The organism is Vibrio vulnificus NBRC 15645 = ATCC 27562 (assembly GCF_002224265.1).
Lineage (GTDB): Bacteria > Pseudomonadota > Gammaproteobacteria > Enterobacterales > Vibrionaceae > Vibrio > Vibrio vulnificus.
The window spans coordinates 1,503,078-1,515,657 of sequence record NZ_CP012882.1 but is presented as its reverse complement, the minus strand read 5'-3'; the positions used below and the strand labels follow the sequence as shown (position 1 = coordinate 1,515,657).

8 protein-coding genes are annotated in these 12,580 nt (G+C 46.3%); 3 read left to right on the top strand and 5 right to left on the bottom strand.

The features are described 5' to 3' along the window. Positions 1–123: 123 nt before the first annotated feature. A complete protein-coding gene (yccS, locus tag AOT11_RS22175) occupies positions 124–2,277 on the bottom strand; it encodes a YccS family putative transporter (protein ID WP_017422585.1) in 2,154 nt (717 codons plus the stop codon). 208 nt (positions 2,278–2,485) lie between these two features. Here yccS and helD point away from each other — a divergent pair, with 208 nt between their 5' ends. Further along, positions 2,486–4,558 carry a DNA helicase IV gene (helD, locus tag AOT11_RS22170; protein WP_017422586.1) on the top strand — a complete coding sequence of 691 codons (2,073 nt, stop codon included), beginning with the start codon at positions 2,486–2,488 and terminating at the stop codon, positions 4,556–4,558. Between the two features lie 138 nt (positions 4,559–4,696). Here the strand turns inward: helD and AOT11_RS22165 are convergent, their stop codons facing one another. Then, the gene (locus tag AOT11_RS22165; protein WP_017422587.1) at positions 4,697–5,152 is read right to left on the bottom strand and encodes a methylglyoxal synthase; all 456 of its coding nucleotides are present in this window, start codon (positions 5,150–5,152) and stop codon (positions 4,697–4,699) included. A 56-nt stretch (positions 5,153–5,208) separates the two neighbouring features. Continuing rightward, complete coding sequence (gene torT / locus AOT11_RS22160; RefSeq protein WP_017422588.1) at positions 5,209–6,222, bottom strand: TMAO reductase system periplasmic protein TorT; 1,014 nt, start codon at positions 6,220–6,222, stop codon at positions 5,209–5,211. A gap of 110 nt (positions 6,223–6,332) precedes the next feature. On the opposite strand from torT, the gene torS reads away from it, so the two are divergent. Further along, entirely contained in the window at positions 6,333–9,245 is a 2,913-nt protein-coding gene (gene torS, locus AOT11_RS22155; protein ID WP_026050715.1) for a TMAO reductase system sensor histidine kinase/response regulator TorS, read from the top strand. Between the two features lie 79 nt (positions 9,246–9,324). Here the strand turns inward: torS and AOT11_RS22150 are convergent, their stop codons facing one another. Both AOT11_RS22150 and AOT11_RS22145 read right to left on the bottom strand, forming a co-directional pair. Further along, positions 9,325–9,510, bottom strand: a complete 186-nt coding sequence (locus AOT11_RS22150) for a hypothetical protein (RefSeq protein WP_011081109.1) — start codon at positions 9,508–9,510, stop codon at positions 9,325–9,327. A gap of 26 nt (positions 9,511–9,536) precedes the next feature. After that, a complete protein-coding gene (locus AOT11_RS22145) occupies positions 9,537–11,891 on the bottom strand; it encodes a fatty acid cis/trans isomerase (RefSeq protein ID WP_017422590.1) in 2,355 nt (784 codons plus the stop codon). 72 nt (positions 11,892–11,963) lie between these two features. On the opposite strand from AOT11_RS22145, the gene AOT11_RS23550 reads away from it, so the two are divergent. Beyond that, complete coding sequence (locus AOT11_RS23550) at positions 11,964–12,110, top strand: hypothetical protein (protein ID WP_017428818.1); 147 nt, start codon at positions 11,964–11,966, stop codon at positions 12,108–12,110. Positions 12,111–12,580: the final 470 nt, after the last annotated feature.

The following is a 12,580-nucleotide window of genomic DNA, read 5'->3' as shown; positions in this document are numbered from 1 at the left end:
GTTTTATTGTCCGGAAAATGTCAGGGCACGGTAAAACTGGACGGTATAGAATGGGCGTGGTTGAAAGGTGATAAACGGCGCTAATAGGCCGTTTATCACCGAAAAATGAAGTGGAATGTTTGGTTACTGCGTGCGTACTGCAAGCTTACTGGCTAATGAGTGTAACTCTGGCATCATTCGATAAATTAAGTGCAGTTGTTGAAGTACCATGCGAGCACTGCCTTCGTCATCTTCACGCCATTCACTCAATCGCTTTTCCAAGTCCGCGGCGTTACTTGTGTCGACATCACAATCATCACAACGATTGTACAACTGAGATTGAAGCGTCTCTAAGTGCTGGTGGATTGTTCGGTGCGCGTCGAGTACCAATTGATGTGTGGATTCGTCATCCAAGCGAGTGCGGTGAGCTCCAAGGGCAGAGATGTAGCTTAGCATGGCATGATTAAGTGTGAGAAAACGGAAGCTCTCATCGACCGCTGTCTGATACTTCCCAGGCTCGATCAGCATGTTACTGATCGCAGACGAAAGATTGGCATCTTGGTTATGCGCATCGCGACGTGCGATACGATAAGCGAGGCTATCTTTTTTACCAATCCGGTACTGACCAATGATTTGCAGTAAGTACTGCTTGTTGGCGTCTATCGCATCAGACATCACTTTGTGTAAGCGACGAGACTGCCAGTCAGGCAGAATCAAAACCACAGCAGCAACGGCAAGTGCACAACCGATGAGCGTATCGGCCAACCGAGGCAATACGACCGCATAACCTTCGCCCAACTGGTTGAAGCAAAAGAGCACGAGTAGGGTGATGAAACCAGTCGCAAATCCGTAGTTATTAATCCTAAAGGCAAAAAAGAGCACGCCAGAGAGGACGATAAACACCAATTGGCTTTCTTGCGATGGGAAAAACGTGAGTAGGGGAACACCGATAAGTAAGCCAGCAAAAGTGCCTGCAATACGTGCAACCAGCTTTTGTTTTGTTGCGCTGTAGTTTGGTTGGCAAACAAACAAAGTGGTTAATAGGATCCAATAGCCTCTTTCAATCTCGAATCCATAGATCACGCCATAACCGGCAGTCAATGCTATCGCCATACGAATGGCGTGACGAAACAGCATCGAGTCTTTGTTGAAGTTGGCCCGAATGCGCTGAAACATGGCTTTAAGAGTATGCGGATTCGTATCGTCCAGCAAATTTTCTTCCAATTTTTCCGCATCAGGATTACTGATGTTATTAAACTGCTTTTCAACGGTAGCGAGGTTATTGAACAAGTAGTTAAGTTGGCCGAGAAGATGAGACCATTTTGGATTTTTTTGCTCTTGGAGGTAGCTCAATGCGTTTTGTAGCTCTGCCAAAGCCAGAATGGAGTGAGACGCGTGGTTATACTCGTTGCCTAAGCGCAACGATTCGGCAATTTCTCGACAGGCGGTCGCTTGCGCCTCAAGCAAATACTTAAAGCGGAACAAAATATCTGACCGCTCGAACTGCACAGCAAGATCTTGATAGCGGTAATGGCTCGAGCTGACTCGCTCGTGAATATCCTGCGCAATAAAGTAAATATTAAGGAAGCGGTCACTTGGCCCATCAATATGACCTCGTTTCGAGCGGCTCAGCAACGTCTGTTTACAGTTATTGAGTGCATTAACCGTCCGGGCATTGAGGCTTGCGGCGTTAATGCGCATCGGTTGAGGTGTCATGTTGGTTACGGGATGGAAGAGTTGCGCCTTTGCATCAAGATAATTGGCCAACTGGTGAAAAACGTTGGCTAGGCTTTGCTGGACTGGCTGCATGGGCCAGAGGATTTGCCAAACCATCGACATAAAGTAGTACCATGCGGCGCCTGAGAGTAGCAATAATGGCTGAAACCAAATATTGACACTCTGGTGTGCTCCGAGCATGGCATAGATTGCGATAAGCAAAGAGCCAAAGGCGATGCTGGCGTATTTAGGGCCAACTGCGCCCAACATAATAAAGCCAAAGGTAGAAACAAAGAGCCCAATAGCAAAGAGCCATGGTGTATTAAAGAGAAGCTCAATCGAAAAAGCCGCGATAGCAAAACAGATAAACGTGAGCAACACGGCTTTTATTCTGCCGCTAAAACTGTCATCACTTTCCGCCAAAGCGGCGGCAATAACACCGAGGATTAAAGGCGTGATCAAGGTATTTTGTTCGTAGTACCAAGCTGGTACGACAACACCGAGCAAAGTGATGAGGATCAATACACTATAGCTAATGGTTTTATTGGCCCAAAAGTGACGGAGTTTGAAACGTAAGTTCACGGTTTTCCTGTGTAAATAAGCATGAACGAGTTATTCGGCAGTGTAGCAGAAACCAACATTAACAATATGACTTGAACACATAAAAAGTTTTGCCTGCTTAGTATTTCTCCACTCGCTGCTGCTTGATAGGGATTAATGGCTACATTTTCCAGTTACAAAATGGTATAACCCTGAAACCCTTGATTTCAGAAGCAAGAGAAATGAATCCATGCTGCTAACGGCCAATAAAACCGCCCAGTTTTTTATCCAAAAAGAGTATCACCATGTCGAATTGCAAGGTCAGTCTCTCCTCTTGGTATCGGTCGGAAGCGAGGAGCACATTCCATTTACGGTTTGGAATGGTGAGATTCACGTAAAACGAGGCTTGTTTTGGGGGGCGTTGCAGTTTTTTGCGCATCCGGTCGAAGGTAAGCAGCAGAGCTGGCTGGTACAAGGTCTTCCATGGCCAGAGTGCAAACAATTTGCTCGGAATGCGGTGGAGCAATATCAACAGTGGCACGATCAGCAATGTCGCCAATTGAGTCAGTATTTGCCGATTTGGGAAGACGGGTTACACCGTTTAATCTATTTACCGGCTTATTTACCGCATTCAACCGTAGACACTTGGGTTCGCGATGTTCATGGTCAATTAAAAGAGATGAACATGACGCTTGATGAAGCGAAACAGCGACTGCCAGAACGGGTGGCTGCGATGGAAAGCTGGCTACTTGATGGAGAGCAAGCGATTCAACTGCGCAATTTGTCTTGGCTTGAACAGGAAAGGCAAAATTGGGAAGTGTTGTTCAATCAAATCGAATCTTCGCCGCTCAATGTTTCTCAGCAACATGCGGTGTTGCTGAATGATGATCACAATCTCGTCTTGGCTGGGGCAGGTTCAGGGAAAACCAGCGTGTTGACCGCCCGGGTGGCGTATTTATTACAAAGCCATCAAGCGACAGATGAACAAATGCTGTTGTTGGCGTTTGGTCGTGATGCTGCTCAGGAGCTGAAACAGCGCTTGGTGGATAAAATAGGACTTGCCGCGCAAAACACCAGTGTGTCTACTTTCCATCAGTTAGGCTTGTCGATCATTCATCAAGTGGAAAGTAAGCCTGTTGAGATTTCTCCCATCGCTTTGGATGACAAATTGCGTCAAGCATGGTGTGTGGATTGGCTGAAAAAGCATTGGATGACCCCAACTAACTTCAAGCGTTGGCAAAAACATTTAACCAAATGGCCGATTGCCTACCTCACAGGGGACGATGAGTTGGGCAGCCAATCAGAAAACCCCAAGTTGATTGCTTGGCTGGACAGGCAGCTGACTCAATTTGCGTCACTAGGTTTTAGTAAGAAAGAGATCCAAGAGCGTTTGGTCGAATTACCAGACTACACGCGTTTGAACAGCGAACTGTCACTGTGTTGGCCATGCTTCAGCGCATGGCAAAAAATGCTGAAAGAGACCGAGCAGATCGATTTTCCAACCATGATCAGTCGTGCAACGAAATACGTCAAAGAAGGGAAGTTTGTCTCTCCTTGGCGTTTCATTATGGTCGACGAATATCAGGACATTTCACCCGATCGGCTTGCCTTGGTTGAAGCGCTATGCGAGACAACCCATCAGCAGCCAGGCGCCTCTCTGTTTGCCGTCGGTGATGACTGGCAGGCGATTTATCAGTTTGCTGGGGCGGATGTTGATTTAACCACGGGTTTCCAACAGCGCTTTGAGCACTCAACGGTGCATCACCTTGATACCACTTATCGTTTTAATAATATGATTGGAGAGGTGGCGAATCGATTTATTCAGGCGAATCCACGACAACTGGTGAAAACGCTGCAGAGTCACAAACAGCAGAAACAAAAAGCAGTACACACAGCGCCAAGTAACTCGGTAGAAAAGATCCTCGATCAGTTGGATAGAAAGTCGGACAAGCAGAAATCAGTGCTGCTACTTGGTCGCAATCACTATCACAAGCCGGACCTTTATGATGATTGGGTCAAACGCTTCAAAAACCTGTCGCTCAACTTCATGACTTGCCACGCCAGTAAGGGCAAAGAAGCGGATTACGTGATTATTCTTTGCGTTGATGAAGGGCAGTTCCCTGCCAAGAAAAAACAGCTGCATGTTGATGGCGCACTAACTCAATCTTCAGACACCTTTGCGTATGCCGATGAGAGACGCTTGTTTTATGTGGCGTTAACTCGCGCCAAAGAGAAGGTTTGGATCACACACAGTGGTGCAGGTTCCGGATTTGTTCAGGAGCTGTTGGAAAACGACTACCCAGTGGTGAAACACAACAGCTAGATAAGTCTGGTCGCGAAGGTAAACTCAGCGCGAAAGAACAAATAAAAATGCCAGCAACTGAGTTGCTGGCATTTTTATTGTCATCCCAAAACCACCGATTTTAGCGGTGGTGATTGTTGAGGCACTCAGAAAGAAGAATTAGGTGCGGCCTGCCAAATAGGCTTGGTAATCAGGTATTTCGACGTTAACTTCTTCATTCAACAATGGCGATTCAAAAAGGAATTTTGCCGTTGCACGGTTGGTTGCCACTGGAATATTCCATACACTGGCGATGCGCAGCAGCGCTTTTACATCCGGATCATGTGGTACCGCATTCAGTGGATCCCAGAAGAAAATCAGCATATCGATCTTGCCTTCTGAGATTAAAGCGCCAAGCTGTTGGTCACCGCCCATTGGGCCGCTGATCATACTTTTAATCGCAAGCCCGGTTTCGCGACTAAGCATGTGGCCAGTTGTCCCTGTGGCATACAAGAAGTGGCTCTGCAATTTTTCTTTGTTCTCTTTTACCCAGCGTAGCAGCTCAGGCTTATAGTTATCGTGTGCAACCAATGCAATGTGTTTATGCGCTGGCATCGTGCGAGTTGTTTTTTGCATCAAATGTTTCCGTTATGGTTACCTGATTCGGTTCGAAAATAATTAAGCATAAATCGTCACTGAGATTCAACTGCTTTGACGTCAAAAATTGGCCTGTATTCGGATGGCGATAAAGAGTCTTCAATAGTTGAGAAGTTCAGCGTGTTTGGTGTTAGAGGCTCAATGGTTGGTGAGCTGTGAATCTGATATGGCTTATGACGTAAATAGTTGACCGCTTGATCCACCGATAAGCGCCCTTGCAGCACCATTTGGTCCGTCGGAGCAAACTCAATTTTATTGCGTAATAGGCCACGATAAATGCCATGGCTGAGGTAAGTTGAAATCAAACCAATCTGGCCTGTTTTATTGGCGCTACGTAGTTCGCTGATCGCTGCTTCCATTGCCACCGCACTGCCAACGAGATAATCAACATCGGGTGTGTCGATCGCTTGCTGTACTAAGTTACGTTGTAACTCTTTGTCGTTATCCGCCCAGAAACTCTCCATGATATGGATATCACTGCCCTTAATGGCATCTCTAAAGCCTTTATCGACGGGCTTGGTCCCACCACTGCTTTTGGGGCCTAACAATAACACGACATTTTTGGTTCCTGAGCCAGCAGGATGTTTCTGTGCCAAGTATTGACCCGCTTGATGACCCATCCAATACCAATCCACGCCGACGGTGCCTTTCAGATTCTTACTTTGCGTTTCATCGAGCTCCAATTGGTTTACAGTTGCGAAAACGGGAATACTGCCTGTCCACTGTTGCAAGTTTTCGTTAAACGCCATGGGGTCGACGGTACCAAGCAAGATAGCATCCGCCCCCCATTTGCTGCATAGCATCAGTTGTTGCTGCTGTTTGGCAGTGTTTGGGTAGCCTCCCGCTTCTAACACGCGTAGATTGACCTTTTGCTTCTCCGCTTCAGACACCATGCCATAATTGACAGAAAGCCAGTAAGAGTCTTTTAAATGTGGATAAATCGCACAGAGTTTTTCCGCCGCATAAACAGGGGTAGAAAATAGAATTGGAAGGGAAAGTGGTAAAGTTTTGCGCAAACAGTGCGAAAAAGTGTGCTTAGTCTTTAACATGCAGCAAGGTTCATTGGCATCGTTGGAAGTTACGTAGCAGAATATAGCGTATTCTCCCCGGCGAACCAATGCTGATCTGCTGTTTGCCGTTGTGTAAGGTTAAGAAAAATATGTTATTAGCAACAGCGAGTATCGGCCGGAAGTTGTTACTCTCGTTCATCGCCATGGCAATGTTGGTGATGTTATCAGCGTTAATTGGTGTATCGGGTTTTTCGTTCGTGGCAAAAACAGAGCGCAATGTCGTTGATACGGCTATTCCCGCCATGATTGAAGCAAGACAAGTCTCTGAGCTCAGCTCGCGTATTATTGCATCGGTCCAAACCTTATCAAACGCCAAAAATGAAGTGGAGCGAAAACAGTCAGGGAAAGAACTTTTTTCTCAGTTGGAGTCGCTACTTTCACATATTAAAGCGCTTGGCGGTGGAGAGTCGTTTGATCCGCTACTGTTGGAGCGGCTCGAAACTCATGTGCAAAGTGTGATTGATAACTTGGCCGACTTAGGCGTATCAGTGGAGAAAAAACTGTGGTTAGCAAAAGAGATTGATAGCCGAGTTGAAGAGATGCGTCTGCTCAGCGAAGAGCTTGAACAACTGACGCGCACTCAAGTGCTCAATACCAGCACCATTGCGGTTGCGAATGTGACACATATCTATGACTTATTGGAGTCAAACAAAATTCCTCAAGCTTACCAAGCGCTTGATGCCTTGGTGGAGGTTGACCTTGATCTTTCCGAACGATTGCATGAGCTGCATCTGCTCGCATTCAAAATGCTCAACCAGATCGAAGAAGCACGTACACTTTCCAATATTGATCGCATTCATGATGTGCGTAATGAGTTTGATGCCAACCTCAAAATCATGGTTCGCCGAGTTCAAGCGGTGGAAGATCCTACTCGCTCTGCGCAAATGTCCAACTTACTTACTGAGTTGGGCAAGCGCCAAGTCGTGTTTAACATCCTTGGGCAACAATACCAAAATAACCTAGAATCCCAGAAGCTTATGCAGCAAAACCTCGCGCTTTTTTCTGAGCTCAACGGTACCGTCAATAAGCTTGTGGACGACTCAAATCAGACCACGACAAAAGCCGTGTCGGAGCTAACACGCACACTGAACTTAGCGCAGCTCATTCTAACGGTGATTTCACTCGCTGGCCTCATCGTCGCCATCGTGATTGTTTGGCGAGTGGTTTATGTTTCTGTGGTGACGCGTTTAACGGAATATTCGGCGGCGTTGTTGCAAGTAGCCCAAGGCAATCTCGATATTGAGCTTCAAGTTCGGGGCAATGACGAGCTGGCGCATATGGGGCAGGCGATCATCACGGCAAGGAACACGGCTCAAGCACTGAAAATCGTTGCTGAAGGGGAAGCCAAAGCGAAAAAAGAGCTTCAAGAGCACAAAGAACACTTAGAAGAGCTTGTAACTGAGCGCACGCGTCAGTTACAACTGACCAATGAGAAACTCAATCACGAAGTGCTCAATCACGCCAAAGCGCGTTCATTAGCAGAACAAGCAAACCGAGCGAAATCGGCATTTTTGGCCACGATGAGCCATGAAATTCGCACGCCAATGAACGGCGTACTGGGTACCGCTCGCTTATTGATGGACTCCGGTCTGAATCCGTTGCAAAAGCGTTATGCCGATATCATCAATCGCAGTGGTAAAAATCTCCTGGCCATTTTGAACGATGTTTTAGATTACTCCAAAATTGAAGCTGGGCATCTTGAGATTAGAGAATCCGCCTTCGAGTTGCATCAAATGGTGGAAGACACTTTCCAACTGATGCAAAGCCGAGCCGCCGAGAAATCGCTGACCTTCTCCTATCATATCGAGAGTGATGTTAACCATTATTGGCGTGGCGATGTCACACGCATCAGTCAAGTGCTCAACAATCTTGTTGGTAATGCGATTAAATTTACTCATCAAGGTGCGGTGGATATTTACGTTAGCCTCGATCTTGAGCAGGAGAATGTGGTGCAGTTTGAAGTCACTGACACTGGTATCGGCATTGCTCAACAAGAGCAGGCGACCCTTTTTGATGCCTTTACCCAAGCCAGTGGTGGGCAAAAAGCCGCGGGTGGTACAGGGTTGGGTTTGGCGATCAGTCGCCGCATCATTCAAGCCATGGGTGGGCAGATGGAAATGACGTCGGAAGAGGGAGAAGGCAGTCGTTTTTGGTTCACCGTGCCTTTGACGCCTTGCGATGCCGTTGAGCCCGTTGTTTGTCCGCTCGAAACTGAAAACCGACAAGCGACGATCCTATTGGTTGAAGACAACGCTGTGAACCGTATTGTTGCGGAAGGGTTTCTCAGTAGCTTGGGTCATACCGTGGTAATGGCGGAAGATGGTGCAGAAGCACAAATGTTGTTTGAGCAGCAGTCATTTGATATTGCGTTAGTTGATATCAATCTGCCTGATTGTAATGGAACGGATTTGATCCAACGTTTAAAGCAGCAAGAGCAATCAAGTGAGAGAAAAACACCTATGGTTGCGGTTTCTGCTCACGTATTTAATGAGGAAGTGGAGAGCTATTTAGCCTCAGGATTTGACGGTTTCCTTGCAAAACCACTGGAAAAAGAAGCGCTTTCAGCGCTGATTCAAAAAATGTTAGAAGGAAAAGTACTGGTGTGCGTAGAAAGTCAAGACACGGCAACGAGCGGTGACGTTTGCTCAAGCATTGCTCAATCTCAGAATAGCAATCTGATGGATCCTCAAGTGGTGCTTTCCGATATGGAGGTGCTTGGTGCTGACAAAATGCGACAAATCATCGAACTGTTCAAAAGCAGCAGCGATGAAATTCTTCAAGCCTTAGTGAGCGCTGCCAATGAAGCGAATGAAGCGCAAGTTAAAGGGCTAGCCCACAAACTTAAGGGCAGTGCAGGCAGTTTGGGTCTAAATAAGTTAATGACGCTGTGCAAAACAATTGAAACCCACTCTTCACCAATCAGCCTCTATCTCAACGAAAAAGAAGCGTTGGAAGAGTGCGTTGAGCTAAGTTATCACGCACTGAAGAACTTGGTTCAATAGCGTTTTCCAAGCAGCTCCCGGCCAAAAAGAAAGCCTCCGTCAATCAACGGAGGCTTTTTTATGCCCGATATTTACCCAGTTAATTGTCGCTGTCCCAATCAAACTGGGTATCCAGCGCGTTAGGGTCGTCATCAAATGGATGCTCAACACGCCCTCTTAGGCGTTCTAATTTGCTCTCTAGCATGTTCACGGTGTCATAATCACCTTCAGAACAAGCGACGTAAATTTGTTGCTCCAGAGCTTCGATTCTATCTCGGATACTCATGGGAACCTCCTTTACGTTAGGTTGTGCTATCGGTTCTCAAAACGATTATAGTCAAGCAATCCAAATTCGATAGGTTGATCGTTGCGATACCAAGTATGAACTTTGTCGCTAAACGACCAGAAATTGGTTGAGCTACGACGAATCGCAAATTTATCCAATAACTTAACGTAGTCTTGCTCAGATTTCATTGCAGTAATGATTTGGACGAACTCAGCCACTTGGTTTTCGTTTAACAAGAAGAATGCCGCAGGGTAGCTCCCGACAACGCCACGCACTATGGTGAGACTGTCGTTCGCTGGGTCACGATTTTTCTCTTCATTAAACAAACTTGAGATGTTCAAATGTGCATTGTTATGAAGCAGTGTATAAAGCTGCTCTTTCCCAGTATCTGCTTTGACCATCAACATGGTAATTTGCGGGATAGGCAACAGTTTTTCACCTTTTACCAAATTCAATGACTTCAGCAATGCTTCGTTTTTCACGCTCATGCCAGTATCGACAATCTCATAGCGTGCATTCAGGATTGGGCTCACTTGACGGCGTAATATGTCAAACAGCTCGGACTTAGGATCATCGGTTTTATATACAACGCTAGTTGGTTGGCTAAAGGGCGCCACATTGCGCTGCAAGAAATCGCTCAGTTGGCGGTTTTGCTGTTGATACCAGCTGGATTGCTCTTGATGGCGCATATCTGCGGGCAACAAGGCGATGAAATTACTTTCACCTTCTAAACGAAGAAAATCCATAAACATGCGAGTGATTAATTGATGACCAAAGTTGCCATACACATCAAAACCCGCCACTAACAAGTAGTGGATGCGTTCTAGCAAAGCGTAGTCGAGAACCCAGGCCGTTTTGGGCTTCTCACCCACCAATCCCTGTACCACAGAGGCACTATCAAAGTGACGGAACACCGTTAATGCGGCATTGGGGTTAGTGCCATTACCATCCCATATGATGTCGGTGTTGAGATGCGTACCATTTTTAAACCAATGGTTAATAAACTCCGATTTTGCTTCTAAATAGCGAGCTTGTTGTGTCGAATATTTGACCCAATTGGTGACTGGTAGGGTATTACTTTCAAGTTCGCCCGGTAGTTTTAGATTATCGGCTTGTGAGCGATAAAACTCGTTAACCTCCGGAATATCCGCTTTGTCAGGATCGAGGAAGAAAACCCAGAAACGATCGTTAATCACATTCAGCGCCAATTGCCCGCGACACACTGGCCCCTTTATGTAAGCCATAATGGTGTTTTGTGCGTTATCTAGCATGAACTTAAAGCGTGCTTTCACTGGGAGGTCAATAAAAGCACTCATTGGGTTGGCCGCAATCTCAGGATCGTAACTTGGCAACTGCTCGACGACGTAATCTGCGTCAATAAACCACGCTTTCCAATCCTTCATTCGCTGGCTATTCAGAGCGAAAGGCATGTGTGTCTTATCGACAATCGTGCCTTGCTCGGGAATGATTCGGTAGTAAACACGTTCTACACCCGGATCATCATAGGGGCGACGAGTGACAATGCGCTGTATGGGTTCGCCTGGTGGGGTGGACGAACGAACCATAGTAAAGAAGCGAGGTTCCCCCTCTAACTCAGAGAAATAGAGGTGCGATAAAAAAAGATGCTCGTAGATATAACGTGCGGCAAGCTGGTTTTTACGCGAACTCTTATTGAACATTTGCTCGTATCGCGTGATCTCCGCCGCCTGATCACGTGTGAGCGGAATGTGATCGTTCATGATCGCGCCATTTTCCAGCCAAGCCATGAGCGTTTGGTGTTCTTTGGCCGAAAGGTTGGGCATACCAAAGGGCATTCCCCAGCTTGGGTTGGTCCGCTCGTACTGATCAAATTCTTCAATCGTCGGACAGGTCTGTTCGCGATCAATCGAAAAATCAAATCCTTCAAGCTGGTCCTGTTGAGGAAGGGGATGACGCTCCTTTTGTTGCAGCAATCGCGCAATCAAGCCAGCATCAATGTTGGCAACACCAGTTTGGGCACGCTCATTGAGCACAGGATGAAAGCCTGCATCACGCCACTCTTGCGTGGTTTGCGCATCTTCAAACAAGCGAGTAGGTGCCGTGGCTGTAAGACGAGTCCCTTGATAAACGAGCGTCTTGCTTGCGCCGCGGTCAATACCTTCTACGGAAGAGAGCTTGAGTTGACATGGCGCGTCGTAGCAAGCGTGACAAACCACACATCGGTTTTCGATGATGGGTTTGACATCGTGCATAAAAAACGCACTTTGAGCCGATTGAATGTGCTCGGTCCGGTCACGGACTTCGGCCTCGCCAAACAGTTGGTCATAGTTGAGCCCAGTATAGGTGGCACAACCTGCAAAAAGTGTGACTACTGCTAGTATTAGAAATGTTCTAAATTTCATTTGGTTAATCGTCTAAATAAGCCATAGCGTTTATTATACTCAAATAACGGAGAGATGCTTGGCTGAGCGAAAATGAATATCCACAACCTGCTTGAAGCTGCAGCGGTGTTGGCTACGTTCGTTCACTGGTACGCCTCGGCCCAATCACATAGTTCATCTATCTTCATGGGGATTCACTCACTTGCCGCCTACCTGCAACTCCAAGCAATTTGGGTATAGATTCGCCGCGCGACAAGTTGAAGATATCGACGTTATTTGGGTAGAAGGTACAGAAGAATAGCGGTTTCAATAATAAAACACCATGCAAAACCAAGATTGTGATTGCCCTCTAGTTGAGCATGGCTTAAGGCTGAGATGGTGGATAGGTTTTTTTGATTAGCTCACGCTTTCAACTTGTTGAGCTATCTCACTAGGCGTTTTGTGTTAAATGTTCTATAGAGAGATATTGGTGTGGTTTCAATTGAAAACACAGTTTTTGCTAATAATGCTGACTTTTTGAACAGCAAACGATGCTCGGTTATTCAATAGTTTTCGTAATGTAACTGGTTGTTTCTTGATGCCATTACTGTCAGCAGGAGTAAAATTGAGCGATAAAATTATGTAATTAGCTCAAAAGTGTGATTTGGTTTAGACTTTGAAAACAATATTCTCAACAGGATTGATATACAATGATTTTTCAGGAGATCGTT

Bases quoted from the DNA above. Each gene is read 5' to 3' on its own strand.
- torT (WP_017422588.1), bottom strand. From the start codon at position 6,222: ATGTTAAAGACTAAGCACACTTTTTCGCACTGTTTGCGCAAAACTTTA.
- AOT11_RS22145 (WP_017422590.1), bottom strand. From the start codon at position 11,891: ATGAAATTTAGAACATTTCTAATACTAGCAGTAGTCACACTTTTTGCA.
- helD (WP_017422586.1), top strand. From the start codon at position 2,486: ATGCTGCTAACGGCCAATAAAACCGCCCAGTTTTTTATCCAAAAAGAG.
- AOT11_RS23550 (WP_017428818.1), top strand. From the start codon at position 11,964: ATGAATATCCACAACCTGCTTGAAGCTGCAGCGGTGTTGGCTACGTTC.
- torS (WP_026050715.1), top strand. From the start codon at position 6,333: ATGTTATTAGCAACAGCGAGTATCGGCCGGAAGTTGTTACTCTCGTTC.
- AOT11_RS22165 (WP_017422587.1), bottom strand. From the start codon at position 5,152: ATGCAAAAAACAACTCGCACGATGCCAGCGCATAAACACATTGCATTG.
- AOT11_RS22150 (WP_011081109.1), bottom strand. From the start codon at position 9,510: ATGAGTATCCGAGATAGAATCGAAGCTCTGGAGCAACAAATTTACGTC.